Source organism: Streptomyces sp. NBC_00576 (assembly GCF_036345175.1).
GTDB lineage: Bacteria > Actinomycetota > Actinomycetes > Streptomycetales > Streptomycetaceae > Streptomyces.
The window spans coordinates 6,614,933-6,637,238 of the sequence record NZ_CP107780.1; the positions used below are offsets into that span (position 1 = coordinate 6,614,933).

Genomic DNA, 22,306 nt, shown 5'->3' on the forward strand with positions numbered 1-22,306 from the left:
GCCCCACGGTCCGAGGCCGCGACGGCACTCACACCTTCACCATCACTCGGTATCACTCGGTCAAGTCACCGGCACCGGCATTGAACCTAGGTCTGCAGGTGTAGGTCTCAAGCCCGTTACGTCAGGTCGTCGCGGTCGTTAGCGTCGGAGTCATGGACACCACCGGGGCCCTCGACGAAGCTCTCCAGCGACTGCACGACTACGGCCCTGAACGCGACGGTTGGTTGTCCAACCACGGTCCGATGGCGGTGGAGGCGCTGGTCCGCAACGGTCACGCGACCACCGTGCACCGCTGGCTTGATTACTACCGCGACAAGCTGGAGGACCTGCCCCGCGCCACCGATCCGATCACCGAGGACGGATGGCGGGAAGCGTTGGGTGATCCCCGCAGGATCGGTGACTGGACGGCGCACTTCGTTCGCCAGACCGCCGACCGACCATGGCGCGAGGTGCTGGTGCAGTGGTGGCCCCGCCTGCTGCCGGGCATCGCCGCCGGTGCCACCCACCCGGTGATCCGTGTCGGCCATGCCGTCCGCACCCTCCTCGACGACGAGCACGGCAACGACGCGAGTGCCGGGTCGAGCGCCGACCCGCGTACCGCAGAACTGGCCCATGGCCTCGCCTACTGGGCGGCCCGCAGCCTGCCGACGCCCGGCGTCGCTGCGCCGGGCGGCACCGCCGGCCCGGGCAAGGCACTGGACGGCATCCCGCCGATCGCGGACCAAACCGGGGGCTTCCGTGACGGCCTCGCGCAGCTGACCGCAACGCCCGGCTGGACGGCGGCGACCGCCGCACTCAGCCCGGCAGTGACGCCTGAGGAGTCCCGCGACGTGCTGGCCGAGCTCGTCCGGGCAGCCACGTACCGCTACGCCACGCACGGCCACCTCAGCCCGATCATGCTGGTGCACGCCGCCACCGCGCCCAACGCCGTGCTGCGCACCCTGCCCGCGCTGCCCCCCGCGCTGTGGGCACCGAGTCTGAACGCCGCCTGGACGGCGAGCGCCGCGGTGACCGCCCTGTACTCACCAGCCACCCCCGCTCCGGCGTCCGAACTACCGAAGGCCCCTGCCGGATCGGTAGCGGACGCCGCACAGGAAGTCTTCGCACGCGCGGCCGAGCACGGCGACGAGCACGTAGTGAAGTTCGCCGACACCGCGCTGGACGTAGCCGCCACCACCGGCAGCACCGGCGCGCTGGTGGCCGCAGCCCGGGCCTGCGAACTGATCGGCCCGGTTCTCTAGCGGAAGACGCCCCACCGGCGGCGGGAACGCTCCGGCCCCACGGTCCGAGGCCGCGACGGCTGCACTGACGGTCGGCGACGGGAGCACTCCGGCCGACCTCCCCGCGCCAAGTGGCGCCCGAATACGCCAGGGCCTGTCCGTTGTTCACTCCCCCCTATGTGCGTCGATCTCGGCGATCAGGGCCTCGATACGGGTCCTGATCTGGTCCCGGATGGGGCGCACGGCCTCGACGCCCTTGCCGGCCGGGTCCTCCAGGGCCCAGTCGAGGTACTTCTTGCCGGGGAAGACCGGGCAGGCGTCGCCGCAGCCCATCGTGATGACGTAGTCGGACGCCTGGACGGCCTCGGTGGTGAGGATCTTCGGTCTGGCGTCGGCGATGTCGACGCCGACTTCCTTCATGGCCTCGACCGCGGAGGGGTTGACCCGGTCTCCGGGGATGGAACCAGCAGACCGCACCTCGATCCGGTCGCCCGCGAGGTGGTCGAGGAAACCGGCGGCCATCTGCGAGCGCCCGGCGTTGTGGACACAGACGAACAACACGGAGGCGAGCGGGCTGGAGGACATGGATTCTTCCTATCGAGGCGTGAGTCCGTACGCGTATTGGGTGCGGATACGCGTGCGGGTGTGCGGGCCCAGGCTCAGCCCAGACTGGTATCAGTCTGGAGTGATGTGACAGTATCAGCCCATGCTGAAGTCAGTCGACACTGATCTGATGCGGGTTCTCGCGGACCCGCTCCGCCTCCAGATCGTCACCCTGCTCGCCAAGGAGACGCTCTGCAGCACCCACCTGATCGAGGAGACGGGGGCCAGACAGACCAACCTCTCCAACCATCTGAAGGTGCTGCGCGAGGCCGGGGTCGTGGAGACGGAGCCCTGCGGCCGGTTCACCTACTACCGGCTCAGGCCCGACGTCATCGCCTCCCTCGCCAGCCGGTTCGCCGACCTGGCGGAGACCGCGCGCGCCACCGCCGAGAACAACGTCAAGCGGTCCTGTCCCTGATCTCCGCCGCTATGGCGACTGCAACGAAGGAGTCCTGTTGACCGCCACCGAGGCCGCCGACGCCATCGAGGCCACCGGGCACGACAGGGCCGGGGAGGCCGCGACCGTCGCCGGGCCGCAGCTCGCGCCGGGTGCCACGCCGCCCCGTACCCCGCTGAAAGCCCGGGCCGCGGCCGAACTCCTCGGCACCGCCCTTCTCGTCGCCGTCGTGATCGGTTCCGGCGTCCAGGCCACCGAACTGACGAAGGACGTCGGGGTGCAGCTGCTGGCCAACTCGATCGCCACCGTCTTCGGCCTCGGCATCCTGATCCTGCTGTTCGGCCCGGTGTCCGGGGCGCACTTCAATCCCGTCGTCACGCTGGCCGAGTGGTGGACCGCCCGGCGCGGGGGCGACGGCGTCACGGCGCGCGAGGTCGCGGTGTACGTCCCCGCACAGATCGCCGGTGCGATCGCGGGCGCGATCCTGGCCGACGCGATGTTCGGCGAGCCCCTGGTGGAGTGGTCCACGCACGACCGCTCGGCCGGTCATCTGCTGCTGGGTGAGGTGGTGGCCACCGCCGGCCTGATCCTGCTGATCTTCGGCCTGGCCCGTACCGACCAGCTGCGGTACGCGCCCGTGGCCGTGGCCTCGTACATCGGCGCCGCCTACTGGTTCACGTCGTCCACGTCGTTCGCGAACCCGGCGGTGACGATCGGCCGGACCTTCAGTGACACGTTCGCGGGGATCGCGCCGGGGTCGGTGCCGGGGTTCGTCGGCGCCCAACTGGTCGGAGCGGTGGTCGGGTTGGCGCTGGTCGCGTTCGTCTTCGTACCCGCCCGATCCACTGAATGACGCCGAAGCCGAAGCCGAAGCCGAAGCCGAAGCCGAAGCTGACGCCGAGGCCGAACCGGTCGGTCAGGCGGTGGTCGGCGTGATGGTCAGCAGACTGCCCATCGCGGTCAGCACGGACGGCTCGACGCGGTAGTAGACCCAGGTGCCGCGCCGCTCGGAGGTGAGCAGGCCGGCCTCCTTGAGCTTCTTCAGGTGGTGGGAGACGGTCGGCTGCGAGACGCCGACGTCGGAGATGTCGCACACGCACGCCTCGCCGCCCTCGTGCGAGGCGACCAGCGAGAAGAGGCGTAGCCGCACCGGGTCGCCGAGCGCCTTGAACATCCGCGCGGCCGTCTCGGCCTCCTCCGCCGTGAACGGGCGCTCGGTGAGAGGCGGACAGCAGGGCGCCGCTGTCTCGCCGGGGGCGGGGTCCAGCAGCGGCAGGAGCTTCGTATTCGACATGCATCTATGTTGACATGTGTCGAACCAGCGGGGGAGGGGTCCCGTGGTTAATTCGATGAATGTCTATGTTGACGGTTGTCGATATAGGTGCCACGCTGTCTGGTGAAGGCAAGAGATCGACGGATGTCGAAGCAAAGGGAAATGGGGAATCTCGTGACTGTAGTAGTCATCGGCGCCGGTCCGGTCGGCCTGGCCGCCGCCGCCCGTCTCGTCGAGCGAGGTATCGACCCCCTGGTCCTGGAAGCCGGCCGGGTCGCGGGCAGCGCCGTACGGGACTGGTCGCACGTCCGTCTGTTCTCCACCTGGGGCGAGATCGTCGACCCGGCCGGCGAGAAGCTCCTCGCCCCGACCGGCTGGGTCCGCCCCGACGCCGCCACCTTTCCGACCGGCGGCGACTGGGCCGAGCACTACCTCCAGCCCCTCGCCGACGTCCTCGGTGACAAGGTCCGCTACGGCGTCACGGTGACCGGCGTCGCCCGCGCCGGACGCGACCGCATCGTCGACTCCGGCCGCGACGAGCAGCCCTTCACCGTGCACGTCCAGCTCGCCGACGGCCACGAGGAGCGGCTCACCGCTCGCGCCGTCATCGACGCCTCCGGCACCTGGGACACCCCCGCCCCGATGGGCGCCGACGGTCTGCCCGCCCTCGGCGAGAAGACGGCAGCCGAGCACCTCGCCTACCGCGTCCCCGACCTCAACGACCCTGCCGTACGCGCCCGTTACGCGGGCAGGCGCACCGCCGTCATCGGCTCCGGCGCCTCCGCCTTCACCGCCCTCGCCCTCCTCGCCGACCTGGCGAAGACGGCGGACGGCACGCACGCGGTGTGGATCCTGCGGCGCGGCATCGGCGCGAACACCTACGGCGGGGGAGAAGCCGACCAACTGCCCGCGCGCGGCGCGCTGGGCCTGCGGGCCAAGGAAGCCGTCGAGGCCGGCCATGCGAGCGCGGTCACCGGCTTCCGTACACAGGCTGTGGAGCGGGAGAGCGGCCGGCTCGTCCTCGTTGCCGAGGACGGCCGCCGCCTCGACCCGGTCGACGAGGTCATCGTCCTGACCGGCTTCCGCCCCGACCTGTCCTTCCTCTCCGAACTCCGTCTCGGCCTCGACGAACGCCTCCAGGCCCCGACCGCCCTGGCCCCCCTCATCGACCCGAACGTGCACTCCTGCGGCACGGTCTACCCGCACGGCGTGAACGAGCTCTCCCACCCGGAAGACGGCGTCTACCTGGTCGGCATGAAGTCCTACGGCCGCGCCCCGACCTTCCTCGCCATGACCGGCTACGAACAGGTCCGCTCGATCACCGCCGCGATCGCGGGCGACCGGGAGGCCGCCGAGCGCGTCGAACTCACCCTCCCGGAGACGGGTGTGTGCGGCGGCGCGGGCCTGTTCGACGAGCCGGAGAACACCGAGCAGTCCGGCGGCGGATGCTGCGCCGCCCCCACCACCCTCCGGATCGGCACGAGCGCCTTGGCCCCGGCCCCGACGTCCGGCGGCTGCTGAACCCCCCATCCACTCAAGGAGGTTCGTCATGTCATCCCGCGTACAGCTCGCCCTCCGCGTCCCCGATCTCGACGCGTCCGTCGCCTTCTACACCCAGCTCTTCAACACCGAACCCGCCAAACTCCGCGACGGCTACGCCAACTTCACCATCACCGACCCCCCGCTCAAGCTCGTCCTCATCGAGGGCTCGGCGGGCGAGGCGACCCGCATGGACCACCTCGGTGTCGAGGTCGAAACCACCGAAGCGGTCCACACCGCCACCACCCGCCTGAGCGAAGCGGGCCTGACCACCGACGTCGAGAACGACACCACCTGTTGCTACGCCGTCCAGGACAAGGTCTGGGTCCACGGCCCCGGCCAGGAACCCTGGGAGGTGTACGTCGTCAAGGCCGACGCCGACTCCCTGGCCAAGCAGCAGGGCAGCACCTGCTGCGCCGGCGCCGCGGAGTCCGACACCGACGCGAAGGAACCGGCCATCGCGGGCGGCTGCTGCTGACGGCCCCTTCACGCCGTACGTGAGTGTGGTGCCGTACGCGAAGGAGGGGTGACCCGGCGATCAGCCGGGTCACCCCTCCCCGTCAACACCCTCAGCACCGTCAGCCGAAGTTCCGCACCTTGATCGAGTAGATGCCGCGGCCGTGCGTGGCCGCGTACAGGGTGCTGCCGTCGGGGCCGAGCTTCAGCTGGAGCACGGCGACGGCCGGGAGGTTCCCGACGCGCTGCCAGGTCGTGCGGCCCGGCGCGCGGTAGACGACGCCGAGGTCGGTGCCGACGGCGAGGCCGCCGTTCGGCGTGACGACGGCGGAGTCGGCCGGCACGTCGGGGAAGTTCTTCGAAATGTCCTTCCAGGTGGTGCCGCCGTCCTTGGACTCGAAGACATGACCGACGCCCGCACCCGGCCCCTCGGTCCACTGCCGGGAGAAGCCGTTGACCGTGAGGAACACGTGGTCGGCGTTCTTCGGGTCGACGGCGAAGCCACTGAGGTAGCGGTTGGGCACGGCCCCGTCGACGGGAAGCGTGATGTCGTGCCAGCCGGTGCCGTCCGCGTTGCCGACGGAGATGCCGCGCGCGAAGCCCTGGTTGTTGCACGGGCCGCACCAGGCCGCGTAGACCTTGCCGCCGGAGGCCGCGACGGCCGTCGCGGTGCGGCCGGCGCCGAGGTCGTACACGCTGGTCCACTCGTCGCCGCTGCGGATGGCGTACCCGTGGGTCTGCACCCACACGTGACGGCCGCCCGCGATCCACGTCGAGGGGCTCTTCGCGTCCGCCGCGAGCGGGGCGATGAAGCGGGCCTCGCCGGTGGCGTTGTCGGCCGGGGCGACACTGTAGGACGTGACCTTGGTGGCGTCGTCGATCCAACTGCCGTCGTTGACCGCGCAGTTCTGGGTCACCTGGATGGCGAGGTAGACGTACTCCTCAGCGATGTCGCAGCCGTTGGCCGGGTCGGTGAGGGTGTCGCCGCCGTCGCCGCCGAAGTTGGAGCCCATCACCCGGTCGTTGCTGCGCAGGACGGACTGGCCGTTGTCCTGGAGGCCGCCGGTGACGGAGACGCCCCCGTGGTCGAGGTCCTTGCCGATACCGACCGAGTAGTACTGCAGGGTGTCGATGGTCCCGTCGTTCAGCGAGGTCCAGTCGGTGGCGTGTCCGGAGGCGTCCTGCCGGCCGACCAGCGGTCGCTTGTAGACGCCGCCGTCGTTGCCGACGTACACGAAGCTCTTGCCGTGGTAGCGGCCGATCGCGACGCCGTGCTGGTCGGAGTGGGTGGTCTGGTCGCAGTCGCCGGTCTGCTTGGCCGGGTCGATGCTCCAGCAGGAGAAGCCGAAGTTCCAGTACGGGCCGACGGTCGACCAGGTGCCGCCGCCGTCCTTGGACTCGTAGACCTCCTCAAGTCCCGCGTACACATGCTGCGGGTCGCTCGGGTCCACGGTCAGGAACTGGTTGTACCAGGCCTGGACGCCGGGCATATAGCCGCTGGACGTCAGCGCCGAACCGGAGGCCGCCAGGCCCTGGTAGTCGGCGATCTTCGTCCAAGGCCCGGTCGGGGAACCGGACTTGGAGACGTAGAAGCCCTCCAGGCCACTGTCCGGGTTGGTGTTCAGCTGCTCCGGCGACTGGTCGATGGCGTAGTAGCGGGAGCCGTCGGCGGAGCGGGCGAAGGTGACGTTGCCGACGCCGTCCGGGTCGGCCGGCAGGTCGCCCAGACCGCTGGTGATCCGGGTCCAGGTGCCGCCCGCGCCCTTGGTGTAGAAGCCGTTGTAGTCGTCACCGCTGCGCCAGCCGACCGCGAGGACCACCTTGTTCGGGTTCTTCGGGTCGATCGCGATGTCGTTGGCGATGTTCTTGTACGGGGCGTCGGGGTCGGTTGCCTCCGAACCACCCGGCAGGAACTCGGGGTTGGGGGCGAACTCCAGTTTCCAGGCGCCCTTCAGCGTCTTCGTGGAGTGGCTCCACACGCCCTTGCTGGTCGCCGCCCACACCTTGCCGCCGCCGAAGCGCAGCTGGTGGACGGTGGTGCTCTCCAGCTCGTCGCCGCCGACCCGGGCGCGGGCGGAGAACGTGCCGTGGTGCGGGTCCGTCAGGACGTAGACGCCGCTGCCGAGGTAGGCGTCCGCGTTGGTCGTCGCCTCGCCGGTGCCCAGCCACAGCCGCCCGGTCCCGTCGAGGGCGAGCGCGCCGGTGGACTGGGCGGGCAGCCGGTCACTGATGGCCTGCCAGTGCCCGCCGCCGGACCTGGACCGCCACACGCCGCCGCCCGCGCTGCCGGCGTACACGTACCCGTCGTCGTCTGCGGCCATCGCCGCCATGCGGCCGGTGACGTTGCCCGAGCCGCCACTGGAGTTGGAGTCGATGTCCCGGTACCGCGGATCGTCGGAGTTGTAGGGGAGATCGGTGACATTCCGCCAACTGCCCCCACTGCTGGGCAGCTTGCTCAGACTCTCCCAGGCGGCGCCGTACGCACCCGGTGCGACGACGCCGGGCGAGGTGCGGGCCTCGGCGTACTGGTCCGCGCCCTCGGCGATCTCGTCGGCCTCGTTGCCGTCGTCACCGTCGCCGTCGTCGCCCTTCAGGCTGGGGGTGAGGGCGCCGACCGACTGCTCGCGTTCCGCGGCGAGTTGGCCGAGGACGCGGGGACCGAAGGGGCTGCCGCCCGCGCCGGGCGCGGCGCCCGCGGGTATCGCGACGAGGGCGGCGGAGGCGGTGATGGCGCAGATCGTGAGCCATCGTCTTCTACGGGTTGGTGCTGACACCGGGTCCTCCCAGAACGGGCGTTGAGACGGCCGTAACAGCCGTCGCTGGGACCCGATCACGGGCGGAGGAAGAGGCGGCCCGCACTTGGACGTCCTTTGACCAGAACCTGCCGATTCGTGTACAGGGCACAGCCGGTTCATGGCATGGCGAAGGAACGGACGCTTGTCATGAACCCCGAGCGCGGCGGCCGAGGCGCCAACGCGGCTACCCGGGCCGACCGTTCGCGTTGTCCTCCGGGTCCTCCGGGTCCTCCGGGTCCTCCGGGTCCTCCGGGTCCTCCGGGTCCTCCGGGTCCTCCAAGACCTCCGGGTCCTCCAGGTCCTTCAGCAGTTCTCGGGTACGGCGCAGCAGCGCTTCCCGTACCTCGTCGGGGGACAGGACCCGCAGTGGGGTGGCCAGGCTGAGGAGGTATCGGGCGAGGCCGTCCGCGTCGGGGCCGCCGATGTCGACGATCGTTGCGTCGGGGCCTTCCGGGCGGTGGGTACCGACCGTCGGGGGGATCATCCGAAGCGCCTGCTCCATGGGCACAGGGAGGCGGATCCTCACGTGGAGCGGGTAGGCGCCGGCCGCGATGGAGCGGGAGACGAGCAGTGCCGGGTCGGGGGGGTCCACAAGTTCCACCGGGCGTCCGGTCGGCTGTATCCGGCCCACCCTGTCGGCCCGGAAGGTACGCCACTCGTCGCGCGTCACGTCGCGGGCGACGAAGTACCAACGGCGGCCCGTGTGCACCAGGCGGTACGGGTCTACGTCCCGGACCGTGACCCTTCCCTCCCGGTCGCGGTACGACAGGCGGCTGCGCTCGCCCCGACGGCACGCGGCGGCCAGTTCCAGCAGCATGCCGGGCGCGATCTGCGGCTCGTCGGGCCTCGGGGTGTGGACAAAGGCGGCGTCCATCTCGCCCAGCCGCTCCGCGATCCGGCGTGGCAGAACCTGACGGAGCTTCAGCAGGGCGGACAGGGCGGCCTGGTCACCGCCGAGAACGCCGCTGAGCGCGGCCTCGCGCAGCCCGACGGCCACCGCGAGTGCCTCCTCATCGTCCAGGATCAGCGGCGGCACCTGGGTTCCGGCCCGGAGGCGGTAGCCGCCCCATGGTCCGGGGTCGGACTCGACGCCGTAGCCGAGCTCCCGGAGCCTCGCGACGTCCCGCCGTACCGTGCGCTCGGTGACCGCCAACTGGCCGGCCAGCTCACCGCAGGTCCACGACGGCCGCGCGCACAGCAGCGAGACCAGTCGCAGCAGACGGGCGGAGGTGCTGATCACGCTCAGAAGTGTCCCGCACGATGCCGTGCGGCATCTCGCGCAACCAGGACTGAATCTGTCCTGGTCCCGGCATAGGGTCCTCGTCATGAGCACCGGAAACGTGAAAAACGCGACGGCACCCGCGATCCGCTACTCGGCAGTCACCTTCGACTGCCCCGACCCCGCCGAACTCGCCCGCTTCTACGGCGATGCCCTCGGGCTGCCCGTCACCTACTCCTCCGAGGACTTCGTCATGCTCGGTCAGGAGGGCTCGGCCGGACTGGGGTTCAACCGCCTGGCCGACTACCGGCGTCCCACCTGGCCGGACCCGGCCCAGGAGAAGCAGGCCCACATGGAACTGGGTGTCGACGACCTGGACGACGCCCAGGCCAGGCTGCTCGCCCTGGGGGCTGTCCAGCCCGCCGTGCAGCCGCAACCCGACCGGTGGCGGGTCCTGTTGGATCCCGCCGGCCATCCCTTCTGCATCACCACCCTGGTCTGAGCATGATCGGCAGACTGATGACCATGACGGCGCACCCGGGCCGAGGCGGCGAGCTCGCCGCCGTCCTGCTGAGGGTGGCGCAGAACCTGCGCGGATTCCCCGGCTGCGAGATCTACCTCATCAGCCAGGACGCGGCTGATCCGGACACCGTGCACGTCACCGAGGTCTGGCGCGACGACGCCAGCGCCCAGGCCGCCCTCGCCGCTCCACCGACCGCCGACGGCCCGGCCCCCGCGGATGTCCTGGCGCTGCTGTCATCCCCGCCGAGCCGCACGGACCTCACGGTCCGGGGCGGAGTGGGTCTCCCCACAGCGCGGTAGGCCCCGTCGGGGCGGACATCATGTCGGTGACGTGGCGGACGTCGTGTCCGTGCCGTGGCTCAGTACGGGCTGATCTCGCCCTCGGTCGTCACGCCGAAGGTGTTCAGGAAGTTGCTGACGAGTTGATAGAAGCCGACCGTGATGACCAGGTCGGCGAGCTGACCCACAGTCAGGAACTCCAGTGCTTCCGTACGCTCGGCGTCGCTCAGGGTGTGCCGGGCGAGGAGGCGGTCAGTGCACCGGAGGACCGCCGCCTCCTCCTTCGACAGTCCCTCGGTGGAACCGGTGGCGGCAGCGCTGATCGCGGCCTGGCTCAGGCCGACCAGGCGGCCGATGTTCTCGTGGTGATGGACCTCGTACGGTGCTTCGTAGGCATGGCCGACCCGCACGATGGCGAGTTCGCGCAGCTGGTCCGGGAGCGAGTTGCCCCGCAGGATCGCGTCGGCCAGCTGCAGGAGGCCGGGGGCGAGTGCGGGCGAGTGCATGATCATGCGGAAGACGTTGAGCGAATCGCGCTCGGTCACGGCTTCCCGTAGTTCCGCAGGCAGGGCCGACAGGTCGGGGTATTCCACGGGGAACTCCTTCGGGAGGGACGGATCAGCCGACTTCCGGATGGGATGGGATTGCTTCGGTGCCGTCCCACTGTGCCGCGAGGTCGTGGGGCGCCGCGAGACCCTCCGCCCGACCGCTTCGGCGAGCCGCACGACAGCAAAAGGGTGGGTGGGCCTGGCCGGATAGCGCATTCCCCGTGTCCCAAGCGCGTGGAACAGTGACCATCTGCCATTCGCCGTTCAAGCTCGACTCGCTGGGCTTCCCCCGGCGAGCGGCCGCCATGCACCGGAGCCGGGATGTCTGTACACCTGAGTCGCCTGATTGTGCGTCACTCGGATGGGTCCGCCGTCCCGGGCGCACTGCTGGCCCTTCTGGCTGCCGCCGTACTCACGGCAAGCGGTTGCAGTGGGCCCGAGAGCAGTCCGAGTGATGCGAAGGCGACGACCTCCACTCGCCCCGCCACCGTTTCGAGTGCGAGCGGCAGTTGCCGGCCCGCGGTGGAGCAGGGCTCGCTTCCCGTGTGGGCGCGGAAGGGATTTCTGCGCGGTTCCCAGCGCCACATGATCGGGGACAGGGGCGAGATCGCCGCCGTGCTCTTCGGCTACCCGTACCACGCGCCGGCGGCCAAGGGCAGGGCGAACAAGATTCTCTGGGTGGCGAAGGACGCCGAGGGTGCCGCCGATATGGGACCTGATGACCGGTTGACCATCAAGGCGAGCCTTGCCGGCACGAACGAAGTGGTGACTCGTTCGGTTGCCGGAGGACCCGGCCCCTCGCTCATCGACATGCCGGAACCGGGATGCTGGACGTTCTCCCTCTCCTGGCCCGGGCATTCCGACAGCCTCGACATCGAGTACCTAGCCGGTTGAGCGGCCGTATCGCGCAAATGGGATCAGTCGCAGAGGAGGTCGCAGAGGAGAGCGGCCTTGCTTTGATGCGAGCGAGGCGTCGATGCGCCGGACAGCGCATCCTGCCGAGCTGTTCGAGGTAGGCCGGCAGATCAACGCCGAGGAGATCGGGCGTTGGCGTGAAGGTCGGATTCACCTCTCCGTCTGGGCGAAGCACGGACGAAAGGTGCTTCGCCCTGACGGAAGTCGCTGGCGCGGGGCACCTTGCCAGAGCGCAGCGACCGTGGTCAGTGCACCCCAAGCAGTCCGAGCTGCGGGATCTTCGAGTACCTGCCGCGAGAGCTGTCGGACCATGCCCCGGATGGCCGGCTCCGTGTCACGCCCCCTGCCCGGCGCTGGGGAGGGCAGGCAGGATGCGGGTCAGGAGGATGTCGAGGAAAAGCTCGGGCCGCCGGTATACGGCGAAGTGGCCGGCGTCCTCGATGAGGGTGAACTCCTTGACCGGTGCCCGGACGTCATCGAAGAAGGCGCGGGCACGAGTGGGCGTGTTCACCAGGTCGCAGGCGCCCTGGACGACGAAGAACGGGATGTCGAACCGGGTGCCGTCCGCCCAGTCGTCGAGGGAGGCGGTGCCCGGCAGCACGGGCGCGGAGACCATGAAGCTCTTGAAGAAGGTGATGATCTCGCGCAGGGAGTGCAGCGGCGAGTACCACAGCGACTTCATCACCACGGACTTCATGGCGGCGAAGGTGTGGGGATCGGTGGCGGAGGCGAAGCGGCTGAAGTGGCTGAACTGCTCGGTACTCCAGGCCCGCTGGTCCGGACCCATCTCGCGTACGGCGGCCAGTTCCTTCTTCTTGCCCGCCTCCTCCAGCCGGTCAAGCGCGGCGTAGTAGTCGGCAGTGTCCCGGCCGCCGTCGAAGACCTTCTGGTCGGTTCCGATGTACGCGCTGACCAGTTCGGGGTGGCTGCGCGCGACGCGCATCGCTATGGCACTGCCGAAGGAGCACCCCATCAGGACGACCCGCTGCACCCCGAGACGCTCCCGTATGTGCTCCACCACTTCCACGGCGTCCCGCACCAGCCGCTCGAACGTCATTTCCCCCTGACCGTCGGCGCCGGAGCGCCGCAGGGTCTTTCCGGTGCCGCGCATGTCCCAGCGCACCAGGGTGACGTGCCGCTCCCAGTCGCGGGAGACGTTGGCCAGGATCGAGTTGGACGATCCGGGTCCGCCGTGCAGTTCCACCACGACCGGGTTGGCGCGCTCCTCGCCTCGCAGGGAGAGCCACTGGTCGAGGCCGCCGATCCGCGTGAAGTACTGCTCGTCGATGCCGTGGCCGGCAGTGATGCGCAGACGGCGGGCGTTGCGGGAGCGGACGATCGCGCGGCGCGTGAGGAGGCCGGCCGAGGGGGCGGCGACGGCGGTGCAGGCGGCGGCGGTGATGACGGCAGCGAGCATGGGAATCCTCCAGAAGCTGCAAGCCCATAAACTGTGTACGTGCTACACGGTTAATTACTGTGTATCTTATACACAGTTACTGGGCGGGTGGCAACACCTCTCTCACGCCCTTGGGTGGCCTGTCCGCGGAAAGGAGGCCGGTACCGTGCCGGCGAACAAGGAGAGCAACCGGGATCCGGGCGCCAGCCTCGCGCTGCTCTGGGGCGACGCTGACAGCCGTCCGCGCCGAGGACCGAAGCCGAAGTTCACACCCGCCCAACTAGCCCGCCGCGGTATCGAGATCGCCGACGCCGAAGGGCTTGAGGCGCTCTCCATGCAGCGGGTGGCCGAGATGCTCGGCGTCACCACGATGGCCCTCTATCGCTACGTCCCCGGCAAGCCCGACCTCGTCGACCTGATGGTCGACACGGTGCTCAGCGATCCGCCCGTTCTCGGCCGCGTCCCAGGCAACTGGCGCACTCGGCTCGAGGCCTGGGCCCGCGCCTGCTGGGACGTCTACCGCGCCCACCCCTGGATCCTGACCGCGACGGGCCTACGACGACACGCCATGGGCCCTCACCAGGTGGCCTGGCTGGACACGGCTCTGGCCGCACTCGAACCGACCGGGCTCACCGCTAGGCAGCGTCACGACGCCGCGATTCTCGTCCTGAGCCTGGTACGCAACCTCACCCAGGAGGCGCTCGACAGCGACGAGCAGGGCGACGAGGAGTGGACACGTCTCACCACTCATCAGCTCACCGTGTACGCCGACCGGTTCCCCGCGCTCACCCGGGCCGTTGCCGAGGGTGCCTTCTCCCCCACCGATGACGACCCTCTCGCCTTCGGCCTCACCTGCGTACTCGATGGCATCCAAGGACTCGTGGAATCCGCCACGCGCGCATAGCCGCCATCGGATACCTCCGTCAGCGCCCGCCGGGCGTGCCCACTGACCACCCGCCAGATCAACGCGACCGCACGACGCAAAACGATCACCGATGACGCGGGAATCGGTCACTGGCTCCGTACAGATCCGCTGGTCATGACGCGACGCTGATCTGGAACCACCACCGGACCACGAGCAGCGGCCCTGCTCGGTGACGATCGGCCTGGGAAGTCACGGCCTCGGTGTGGCCACCACGGCCGCCGCTCTCCACCGCGCCGGAGTCTTCCCGGTTGTCGTGTTCAGCGGCGGCAACAGCCCCACCACCCCAGCCCGCGTCCCTCGTGGTGATGCCATGCCATCCACTGTTGCGAGCACGCCCTCAGCCTCGGGGTCCCGGACGACGCGATCCTCGTCGAGCCGAAGGCTGCCAACACGGGCCGGAACGTCACCTTCTCCCGCCGAGCTGCCGGCCGCCTAGAGACGGAGCAGTCGCTGGGTGATCTCCCGGTACTGCCGCAGCGCGAGCCGGAGTTCGTCGGACTGTGATTCGGTGGGCTGTGCTTCGGGGTCCTGGTCCTGTTCCTGCCAGCCGGCGCGAAGGAGACTCCGGCGTTCCGCGAGGGCGTTCACGAGCTGGGTGATGGCTTCGTCGTAGGCGCTCTCGGCCTCTTCCAGTGCCTTGAGCGGGGTGTCGGCGAAGGTGTTGATGGCGTGCTGGAGGCGTCGAACGATCTTGTCCTGTTCGTCCGACGGGAGCAGCGGCTCCGGGCCCGGCCTGCGGCGCTCGGCAGAGCCCCGGGGTTGGCCCGCGGGCTGCTGGGCGCGTGTCTGGTCGTACATCATCGGGGTCGCTTCCGTTCCGTCTGAAGGGATCCTTGGTCCTCTCGGCAGCCTGGTTCAGGCTTCCGGAGACCCGGTCGATTTGTCAGGTCACCTGAGCGGGGCCACCAGGCACCGTCCGGTTCGACACCGCTCCGAAGGGGTCACGGGTCCGGGGGCGAGACGCGCGGCGGGGGATGGTCGGTGGTCGCGGACATCGTGCGGGCCCGTCCCCGGACCTCTGCGCGCAGGCAGGTGTCCGGTGTCGTTGCTCACCAGGAACGACACCGGTAGCGGGGCCGGTGCGCGAGGTGCTCCCGATGACTTCACGCTACTCCCCGAAGCGGCCGAACGAACCGCTCCCGGAGATCCCCCCACTTGCGGCGGCCGGCCTCTCGGCGCCGGGGGCGTGCCCGACGGCCGCTCCCCGACCTCCTCCGCCTGCCGTTGGACGGTTGTGACAGGCCACCGTCACCGGCACGATCCACCGGTCGCTCCCGCAGCGGCGGCCCGTCGCGGTCAGCGGAGGGGAGAGGAGGCCGGCAGGTTCTGGTCGGCGGCCCAGGAGGCGAGGATCCGTAGCCGTTCGTGGGTGGGGGAGCCGGGTGCGGCGGTCCAGACGGTCAGGTTCTGGTCGGGATCGGTGTTGGCGGTGAGGGTGTCCCAGTCCAGGACGAGTTCGCCGACGACCGGATGGTTGAGGGTCTTCGTGCCCACCGTGCGCGCGGCGACGCGGTGATCGCCCCACCATTGGGCGAACTGCTGGTCCCGCAGGGACAGTTCACCGACCAGCTCGATCAGGCGAGGATCCTCGGGATACTTCGCGGCTTCCATCCGCAACTGTGCCACGGCGATGCGGGCGGAGGTGTTCCAGTCCGCGTACAGGGTGCGCATTGCCGGTTCCGTGAAGATGATCCGCGGGTAGTTGCGGTGCTTTTCCGTGATCTGGGAGAAGTCGGTGACCAGTGCGGCGGCCAGCGCGTTCCAGGCGAGGATGTCTCCGCGTCGGCCCTGCACGATGGCCGGGGTGGCGGTGAGGTCGTCCAGGACGCGCTGCAGTTGCGGCTGGACCTTCTGCCTGCTGGGCCGCCGGGTGCGGGTGGTGGTCTTGCCCGCGAGCTGGAAGAGGTAGCCCCGCTCGTCGTCATCCAGCTGGAGTACCTGGGCGAGAACGTCCAGCACGGGCGCCGATGCCTGCATACGGCCCTGTTCGAGACGGGTGTAGTAGTCGGTGCTGATGCTGGCGAGCTGGGCGACCTCCTCGCGGCGCAGCCCGGCCACCCGGCGAGGCTTGCCGGTCTCGGGCAGTCCGACCGTGCGCGGGCTCAGCTCGGAGCGGCGTTTCTTGAGGAATTCTCCCAGCTCATTGAGGGGAACGTTGGCGGTCATGCTTCCCAGCATGACACCGAGTCCACCCAGGAAAGGGGGGAGAATTTACTCCCAGGATGTTCCCCTCCCCGGATGAATTTCTCCGCTTTTCGCGCCTGCCCCCGGGTGTGAGGCTCGATATCGAGCAGCTGATTGTTGTCGCCGGCACCTCCATCGCCTTCGCTGCCGAGACCGCCTACGCCCGCATGCTCCACGACACACTCGCCGTCGAGAACGTCCACGCCGCCCAGCTGATCATCCCCGGCGCCATCCGGTCCGACGCCGAGCACAGCAGCCCCGACGTCCTGGCGCAGCGTCTGTACGACATGCGCTCTCCGAGTTCCTGGGCCACTCGGACCCCGGCTTCACGCTGCGTACGTACACGCACCTGTTGCCGTCCAGCGAGACACGCACCCGCAAGGCGATCGACAACGCCTTCACCGAAACCGAAGCGGAAAGCGAAACCGAAGCCGAAGCCGAAGCCGAAGCCGAGACGGAAGAAGACTGCGGTACACCGGAGGCCGAGGGCGCATCAGCAGTGTCCTCGCCTGAACCCGTGTGCCCTCAATGTGCCCTGGCCGCCTGACGGCCCCTCCCCGGCACCAAAAAGGGCGAGGCCCGAAGACCCCGCCCAATCCGCAGGAAACCCCAGCTCACGGCCACACGAGGCAGTAAGGCTGATGCCCTGCCTCATGCAACCTGTGGCTGAAGTCCTGCCACTCGTGCAGCAGTTGGTACACGTTGAACGCGTCCCGAGGCCCCCCGCGATCCGGCACCGTGGACCAGATGAACGCCGCCGCGCCCACCGCCTCCTCGCCGATACCTCGCAGCGGGTCGACGACGGTCATCGGGAGTTTCACGACCGCGTAGTCGGGGTGCAGGACGACGAGTTCCAGCGGGGGCACCTTGTTGAGGGGGACGCCCTCGATGCCGGTGAGGACCATCGCGGCCATCGTCTCGGGCTTGATCTTGGTGAACATGCCGTTCATGCCGAGTTCGTCGCCGCCGAGTTCCTCGGGACGCATCGAGATCGGGACGCGGGCTGCCGTGGCGCCGTCAGGCGCGCCGAAGTATTTGTACGTCACCCCCACCCGACCACCATTCCGACCGCCGTTCCCGCTCGCTGCCCGGAGTCGCTCGACCCTCCGGTCGACGTTCTCGGGCACACCGTTCGAACCAGGGCCCATCCCAGGAACCGTACCCATCCCAGGAACCGTGCTCTGTCCAGGACCCATGATTCCCTGCCCCGGCCCCATGCCCTGTCCCGGCCCCGTGGATCCTTGCCCCGGACCCAGTCCCTGAGCCTGGGCCTGCGCCTGTCGTGCCGCTTCTGCCGCTGCCGCCGCTTCCTCCACGTCGCGTCGGTGCCTTCCCCGCCGGGCACGTCGAGGACCCAGGTCGTCAGTCCCCTCGCCCAGTCCGCCACCGCGATGCATATCTCCACCCGACTGCTTTTCTAGGACGCGCGAGCCCCGTCGCGCAACCCGATCATCGTGTCAGTGACCTCCCCCACGTCCGCCCGCCGAAACGTGCGTTGAAACACCTGTCCGCAGGATCTTCGCAGCCTCTGAACACCATCGTCAGTCCATCGTCCGTATGTACGGCTCAATGAGCTGTGTGTCTCTGTGAGTCTCAGTGTGTGTCCGGTCCCAGTTTCGCAGACGGGTGGGGCCGACGCCCCGCTGTCCGGCCGCCTACCCTGAGGGGGTCACTGGCAACCGGAGTCCGAGAACTCGGAGAAGTCGCAGGTCATGAGCGAAATGTCTAGCGGGGCAGCCAGCGGAATGGCGAGTGGGTTGCCCTATCCATACGAAGCACCCGTCTCGCAGGGCCTCTTCGACCGTGCGACGGGTGTCACACCCGGCGGCGTCAATTCGCCGGTGCGCGCCTTCCGTGCCGTGGGCGGTACGCCCCGGTTCATGGTGTCGGGGCGTGGCCCGTATCTCACCGACGCCGACGGGCGCGAGTACGTGGACCTGGTCTGTTCCTGGGGCCCGATGATCCTCGGGCACTCCCGCCCGGAGGTCATCGCCGCCGTTCAGGACGCCGTCTCGCGCGGTACCTCCTTCGGTACGCCGGGGGAGGGCGAGGTCGCTCTCGCCGAGGAGATGGTCGCTCGTATCGACCCCCTTGAGCAGGTGCGGCTCGTGTCCAGCGGGACCGAGGCCACCATGTCGGCGATCCGTCTCGCCCGCGGTTTCACGCGGCGCTCCAAGGTGATCAAGTTCGCCGGGTGTTACCACGGTCACGTCGACTCGCTCCTCGCCGCCGCCGGGTCGGGGGTCGCGACCTTCGCGCTGCCCGACACCCCCGGCGTCACCGGGGCCCAGGCCGCCGACACCATCGTGCTCCCCTACAACGACCTCGACGCCGTGCACGCCGCCTTCGCCGCGCACCCCGGCGAGATCGCCTGCCTGATCACCGAGGCGTCCCCGGGCAACATGGGCGTCGTACCGCCGCTGCCCGGATTCAATCAGGGGCTCAAGGACGCTTGCGCCGCCAATGGTGCGCTGTATGTGTCCGACGAGGTAATGACCGGGTTCCGTACCAGTCGGAGTGGCTGGTACGGGATCGACGGCGTCCGGCCCGATCTCATGACCTTCGGGAAGGTCATGGGCGGTGGGTTCCCCGCCGCCGCGTTCGGGGGGCGCGCCGACGTCATGGCCCACCTCGCTCCCGCCGGGCCCGTCTACCAGGCCGGCACCCTCTCCGGTAACCCCGTCGCCACCGCCGCCGGGCTCGCCCAGCTGCGGCTGCTCGACGAGGCGGCGTACGTCACCGTCGACGCCGTGTCCGCGCAGGTCCAGGGGCTCGTCGGTGAGGCGCTGAGCAAGGAGGGCGTCGCACACACCGTGCAGAACGCCTCCAACATGTTCTCCGTGTTCTTCACCGACCAGCCCGTGCGCGACTACGAGGGCGCCAAGGCGCAGGAGTCGTTCCGCTTCACCGCGTTCTTCCACTCCATGCTGGCGAACGGCGTCTATCTCCCGCCCTCGTCATTCGAGTCCTGGTTCGTCTCCACGGCGCACGACGAGCGGGCCATCCAGAAAATCGCCGACGCCCTTCCGGCGGCGGCCCGTGCGGCGGCGGAGGCCACGGCAGCATGAGCGACCTCACGAACAACTCCAACAACTCCGACAGCTCCGACAGCTCCAACGGCTCCGGCAACTCCAGCAACTCCGACAGCGACATCACCGTCGTACATCTCATGCGGCACGGCGAAGTCGCCAACCCCGACGGGGTGTTGTACGGGCGGCTGGAGGGCTACCACCTCTCCGAGCTGGGCCTGCGGATGGCCGACCGGGTCGCCGAGCACCTCGCCCCCCGGGACGTGACGTACGTCTGTGCCTCCCCGCTGGAGCGGGCGCAGGAGACCGCGACGCCGATCGCCAAGGCGCACGGGCTCGATCTCGCCTCCGACGCGCGGCTCCTGGAGGCCGAGAACGTCTTCCAGGGGAAGACCTTCGGGGTCGGGGACGGGGCCCTCAAGCGGCCCGAGAACTGGAAGCACCTCGTCAACCCGTTCAAGCCGTCCTGGGGGGAGCCGTACGTCGATCAGGTCGTACGGATGATGGGGGCGCTGGACGCCGCCAAGGACGCCGCCCGTGGGCACGAGGCCGTGCTCGTCAGTCATCAGCTGCCGATCTGGATCGTGCGCTCGTACGTCGAGCGGCGGCGGCTCTGGCACGACCCCCGCAAGCGGCAGTGCACGCTCGCCTCCCTCACCACCTTCACCTACCGCGGCGACAAGATCGTGTCGGTCGGTTACACCGAGCCGGCCCGTGACCTCGTCCCGGCCCATCTCCTCGCCGGCGCCAAGCCGGTGAAGGGGAAGGACAAGGCTTTCGGGGCCTGATCAGCGGATCAGCCAACGTTTCGGAAGCTTTCGCCCTTTGAGTGACTAGTGACACAGTTGTTGCATTTGTTCCGAAGTGCGTAACAAGATGTGGAACCTCCCTGTTCGTCGAGCCCTCTGAGTGGGTGAGCACCAGCGGGTACGACGAATGGGGATCCAATGCACGGCAAGAACGGTGACGGCTTCGGTGGCTTCAGCCGGCGGGGTGCGCTCGGGCTCGGCCTCGGGGCCGCTGCCGCTCTCGGTACCGCCGGCTGCGGGACCGTACTGGGAGAGGGGTCGAAGGGGTCCGGAGGTTCCACCGGCGACCGACCTTCCGGCAAGCCGTCGCCCACCGGCCGCACCGCCCCCACCGCCAAGCCCATCGGTGACGGCTCCACCTCGTTCACCGGCAAGCAGCCCCACCAGCCCGGCAAGCCCGTGCCGTTGGAGGCCGGCCAGACCCCGCCGCAGTTCGTGATCTTCTCCTGGGACGGGGCGGGGGAGGTCGGCAACGGGCTCTTCCCGCGCTTCCTCGACCTCGCGAAGACGCACGGCGCTCACATGACCTTCTTCCTCTCCGGGCTCTACCTCCTCCCCGAGTCGCAGAAGCGCAAGTACCTCCCGCCGAACAACGCCCCCGGCGCCTCCGACATCGGCTACCTCACCGACGACCACGTCAAGGCGACCCTCAACAACGTCCGGCAGGCCTGGCTCGACGGGCACGAGATAGGCACCCACTTCAACGGCCACTTCTGCTCCGGCCACGGCACGGTCGCCAACTGGACGCCCCAGCAGTGGCACAGCGAGATACAGCAGGCCAAGGGCTTCGTGAAGGAGTGGCGGACCAACACCGGGTGGACCGACCTGCCCGCGCTCCCCTTCGACTACGACAAGGAGCTCATCGGCGGCCGTACGCCCTGTCTCCTCGGCCAGAACAACCTGCTGCCCACCGCCCGCGACCTCGGCTGGCGCTACGACGCCTCCTCGCCCGGCGGCCGGCAGGTGTGGCCCACGAAGAACGGCGGCGTCTGGGACCTGCCCCTCCAGGCGATACCTTTCCCCGGCCACAAGTTCGAGGTCCTGTCGATGGACTACAACATCCTCGCCAACCAGTCGATCAACTCGACCAACGCGCCCGCCTACAACTACCCCGCCTGGCGCGAGCAGGCCACCGGTTCCTACATCGCCGGTTTCCAGCGGGCGTACGAGACGAACCGCGCCCCCTTCTTCATCGGCAACCACTTCGAGCACTGGAACGGCGGCATCTACATGGACGCCGTCGAGGCCGCCCTCAAGCACATCGCGCAGGAGAAGGAAAAGGGCGAGGACATCCGGGTCGTCTCCTTCCGGCAGTTCGTCGACTGGCTGGACGTACAGAAGCCCGAGGTGCTGGAGAAGTTGCGGACCCTCGATGTCGGGCAGCAGCCGGTGGGTGGCTGGAAGGGATTCCTGGCCGATACGCAGAAGACCGCGACGGCGGGCACGGGAGCCGGCACGGAAGGTACCGGAAAGGCCGCCTGAAATGCGGGTTTCCGCCCGCAAGGGGGGTGCGCAAGATCCTCGGAACAGGCATGCGAAACTTTTCACATGAGTGCCGCCAGCCGCGTTCCCCTGTGCACGAACAGTCCCCGTGGTCACGCCCGTAGCCGTCGGGCCGCCCTGCTCACCGCCGTCGCCGCCGCCTCCGCGCTGGCCCTGACCGCGTGCACCTCCGGCGGTACGTCCGGGGGTTCCGGCGACACCAACTTCGTCACCGGCAACGGCGGCATCGCCACGGTGGCGCAGGGCAAGCGGGTCGCCGCCCCCGACCTCTCCGGGGCGACCATCGACGGCAAGCAACTCGACGTGGCCGACTACAAGGGCAAGATCGTCGTCATCAACATCTGGGGTTCGTGGTGCGGGCCCTGCCGCCTGGAGGCGAAGAACTTCGTCAAGGTCTCCGCCGACCTCAAGGACAAGGGTGTGCAGTTCGTCGGCATCAACACCCGCGACGGCGAACCCCGTCCGGCGGTCGCCTTCGAGAAGCAGTACGGCGTCACGTACCCGAGTCTGTACGACCCCACGGGCAAGCTGATGCTCCGCTTCAAGAAGGGCACGCTCAACCCGAAGTCGATCCCCTCCACGCTCGTCCTCGACCGGGAGGGGAAGATCGCCGCCCGCGCGCTCGTGGCGCTCAGCGAGGACAACCTCCGCAAGATGATCGATCCCGTCCTCGCGGAGAAGTGACGTGAGCGGG

General features: G+C 69.4%; 22 protein-coding genes and 3 pseudogenes. 16 read left to right on the plus strand and 9 right to left on the minus strand.

Going from position 1 to position 22,306, the window contains the following annotated elements; genetic code table 11:
* Window positions 1–152: 152 nt before the first annotated feature.
* The gene (locus OG734_RS28655; protein WP_330290363.1) at window positions 153–1,241 is read left to right on the plus strand and encodes a questin oxidase family protein; all 1,089 of its coding nucleotides are present in this window, start codon (window positions 153–155) and stop codon (window positions 1,239–1,241) included.
* Window positions 1,242–1,385: 144 nt separating this feature from the next.
* Here OG734_RS28655 and OG734_RS28660 read toward each other — a convergent pair whose 3' ends face one another.
* The gene (locus OG734_RS28660; RefSeq protein ID WP_330290364.1) at window positions 1,386–1,805 is read right to left on the minus strand and encodes an arsenate reductase ArsC; all 420 of its coding nucleotides are present in this window, start codon (window positions 1,803–1,805) and stop codon (window positions 1,386–1,388) included.
* A gap of 121 nt (window positions 1,806–1,926) precedes the next feature.
* Between OG734_RS28660 and OG734_RS28665 the strand changes: the two genes are divergently transcribed.
* A complete protein-coding gene (locus tag OG734_RS28665) occupies window positions 1,927–2,241 on the plus strand; it encodes an ArsR/SmtB family transcription factor (protein ID WP_330290365.1) in 315 nt (104 codons plus the stop codon).
* A 37-nt stretch (window positions 2,242–2,278) separates the two neighbouring features.
* Window positions 2,279–3,073 carry an aquaporin gene (locus tag OG734_RS28670; RefSeq protein ID WP_443064929.1) on the plus strand — a complete coding sequence of 265 codons (795 nt, stop codon included), beginning with the start codon at window positions 2,279–2,281 and terminating at the stop codon, window positions 3,071–3,073.
* A 63-nt stretch (window positions 3,074–3,136) separates the two neighbouring features.
* Here the strand turns inward: OG734_RS28670 and OG734_RS28675 are convergent, their stop codons facing one another.
* A complete protein-coding gene (locus OG734_RS28675) occupies window positions 3,137–3,514 on the minus strand; it encodes an ArsR/SmtB family transcription factor (RefSeq protein WP_330290366.1) in 378 nt (125 codons plus the stop codon).
* Window positions 3,515–3,667: 153 nt separating this feature from the next.
* On the opposite strand from OG734_RS28675, the gene OG734_RS28680 reads away from it, so the two are divergent.
* Both OG734_RS28680 and OG734_RS28685 read left to right on the plus strand, forming a co-directional pair.
* Entirely contained in the window at window positions 3,668–5,014 is a 1,347-nt protein-coding gene (locus OG734_RS28680) for an NAD(P)-binding domain-containing protein (RefSeq protein WP_443064930.1), read from the plus strand.
* A gap of 28 nt (window positions 5,015–5,042) precedes the next feature.
* Window positions 5,043–5,510, plus strand: coding sequence for an ArsI/CadI family heavy metal resistance metalloenzyme (locus OG734_RS28685; RefSeq protein ID WP_330290368.1), 468 nt, complete (start codon window positions 5,043–5,045; stop codon window positions 5,508–5,510).
* A 100-nt stretch (window positions 5,511–5,610) separates the two neighbouring features.
* Here the strand turns inward: OG734_RS28685 and OG734_RS28690 are convergent, their stop codons facing one another.
* Both OG734_RS28690 and OG734_RS28695 read right to left on the minus strand, forming a co-directional pair.
* On the minus strand, window positions 5,611–8,262 hold the full coding sequence (locus OG734_RS28690) for a WD40/YVTN/BNR-like repeat-containing protein (RefSeq protein ID WP_330290369.1): 2,652 nt from the start codon (window positions 8,260–8,262) through the stop codon (window positions 5,611–5,613).
* Window positions 8,263–8,467: 205 nt separating this feature from the next.
* Window positions 8,468–9,523 carry a helix-turn-helix transcriptional regulator gene (locus OG734_RS28695; RefSeq protein ID WP_330290370.1) on the minus strand — a complete coding sequence of 352 codons (1,056 nt, stop codon included), beginning with the start codon at window positions 9,521–9,523 and terminating at the stop codon, window positions 8,468–8,470.
* A gap of 85 nt (window positions 9,524–9,608) precedes the next feature.
* On the opposite strand from OG734_RS28695, the gene OG734_RS28700 reads away from it, so the two are divergent.
* Both OG734_RS28700 and OG734_RS28705 read left to right on the plus strand, forming a co-directional pair.
* A complete protein-coding gene (locus OG734_RS28700; RefSeq protein WP_330290371.1) occupies window positions 9,609–10,004 on the plus strand; it encodes a VOC family protein in 396 nt (131 codons plus the stop codon).
* A 2-nt stretch (window positions 10,005–10,006) separates the two neighbouring features.
* Complete coding sequence (locus OG734_RS28705; RefSeq protein ID WP_330290372.1) at window positions 10,007–10,324, plus strand: putative quinol monooxygenase; 318 nt, start codon at window positions 10,007–10,009, stop codon at window positions 10,322–10,324.
* A gap of 59 nt (window positions 10,325–10,383) precedes the next feature.
* Here OG734_RS28705 and OG734_RS28710 read toward each other — a convergent pair whose 3' ends face one another.
* The gene (locus tag OG734_RS28710; RefSeq protein WP_330290373.1) at window positions 10,384–10,896 is read right to left on the minus strand and encodes a carboxymuconolactone decarboxylase family protein; all 513 of its coding nucleotides are present in this window, start codon (window positions 10,894–10,896) and stop codon (window positions 10,384–10,386) included.
* Between the two features lie 540 nt (window positions 10,897–11,436).
* Here OG734_RS28710 and OG734_RS28715 point away from each other — a divergent pair.
* Window positions 11,437–11,745 (plus strand): hypothetical protein, encoded by a 309-nt coding sequence (locus tag OG734_RS28715; protein ID WP_330290374.1) that lies wholly within the window; start codon window positions 11,437–11,439, stop codon window positions 11,743–11,745.
* A gap of 355 nt (window positions 11,746–12,100) precedes the next feature.
* On the opposite strand, the gene OG734_RS28720 is transcribed toward OG734_RS28715, so the two are convergent.
* Window positions 12,101–13,183: an alpha/beta fold hydrolase gene (locus OG734_RS28720; protein ID WP_330290375.1), complete on the minus strand. Its 1,083-nt coding sequence runs from the start codon at window positions 13,181–13,183 to the stop codon at window positions 12,101–12,103.
* 145 nt (window positions 13,184–13,328) lie between these two features.
* On the opposite strand from OG734_RS28720, the gene OG734_RS28725 reads away from it, so the two are divergent.
* Both OG734_RS28725 and OG734_RS28730 read left to right on the plus strand, forming a co-directional pair.
* On the plus strand, window positions 13,329–14,066 hold the full coding sequence (locus OG734_RS28725) for a TetR/AcrR family transcriptional regulator (protein WP_330290376.1): 738 nt from the start codon (window positions 13,329–13,331) through the stop codon (window positions 14,064–14,066).
* Between the two features lie 110 nt (window positions 14,067–14,176).
* A pseudogene (locus tag OG734_RS28730) lies at window positions 14,177–14,504 on the plus strand (ElyC/SanA/YdcF family protein); the annotation flags it as partial.
* A 15-nt stretch (window positions 14,505–14,519) separates the two neighbouring features.
* Here OG734_RS28730 and OG734_RS28735 read toward each other — a convergent pair.
* Both OG734_RS28735 and OG734_RS28740 read right to left on the minus strand, forming a co-directional pair.
* Entirely contained in the window at window positions 14,520–14,888 is a 369-nt protein-coding gene (locus OG734_RS28735; RefSeq protein WP_330290377.1) for a hypothetical protein, read from the minus strand.
* Window positions 14,889–15,383: 495 nt separating this feature from the next.
* Window positions 15,384–16,265 (minus strand): helix-turn-helix domain-containing protein, encoded by an 882-nt coding sequence (locus tag OG734_RS28740; RefSeq protein ID WP_330290378.1) that lies wholly within the window; start codon window positions 16,263–16,265, stop codon window positions 15,384–15,386.
* 125 nt (window positions 16,266–16,390) lie between these two features.
* Between OG734_RS28740 and OG734_RS28745 the strand changes: the two are divergent.
* Window positions 16,391–16,567, plus strand: a pseudogene (locus OG734_RS28745) (SDR family NAD(P)-dependent oxidoreductase); the annotation flags it as partial.
* Window positions 16,561–16,818: pseudogene (locus OG734_RS28750) on the plus strand (hypothetical protein); the annotation flags it as partial. The pseudogenes OG734_RS28745 and OG734_RS28750, both read left to right, overlap by 7 nt.
* A gap of 67 nt (window positions 16,819–16,885) precedes the next feature.
* On the opposite strand, the gene OG734_RS28755 reads toward OG734_RS28750, so the two are convergent.
* Window positions 16,886–17,323 (minus strand): hypothetical protein, encoded by a 438-nt coding sequence (locus tag OG734_RS28755; RefSeq protein WP_019061278.1) that lies wholly within the window; start codon window positions 17,321–17,323, stop codon window positions 16,886–16,888.
* 669 nt (window positions 17,324–17,992) lie between these two features.
* On the opposite strand from OG734_RS28755, the gene hemL reads away from it, so the two are divergent.
* The 4 genes from hemL (at window position 17,993) to OG734_RS28775 (ending at window position 22,296) form a co-directional block, all read left to right on the plus strand.
* Complete coding sequence (hemL, locus tag OG734_RS28760) at window positions 17,993–19,339, plus strand: glutamate-1-semialdehyde 2,1-aminomutase (RefSeq protein ID WP_330293817.1); 1,347 nt, start codon at window positions 17,993–17,995, stop codon at window positions 19,337–19,339.
* Window positions 19,340–19,440: 101 nt separating this feature from the next.
* On the plus strand, window positions 19,441–20,088 hold the full coding sequence (locus OG734_RS28765) for a histidine phosphatase family protein (protein WP_330293818.1): 648 nt from the start codon (window positions 19,441–19,443) through the stop codon (window positions 20,086–20,088).
* 159 nt (window positions 20,089–20,247) lie between these two features.
* Entirely contained in the window at window positions 20,248–21,591 is a 1,344-nt protein-coding gene (locus OG734_RS28770) for a hypothetical protein (protein ID WP_330290379.1), read from the plus strand.
* A 66-nt stretch (window positions 21,592–21,657) separates the two neighbouring features.
* A complete protein-coding gene (locus tag OG734_RS28775; RefSeq protein ID WP_330290380.1) occupies window positions 21,658–22,296 on the plus strand; it encodes a TlpA family protein disulfide reductase in 639 nt (212 codons plus the stop codon).
* The last annotated feature ends 10 nt before the right edge of the window (window positions 22,297–22,306 follow it).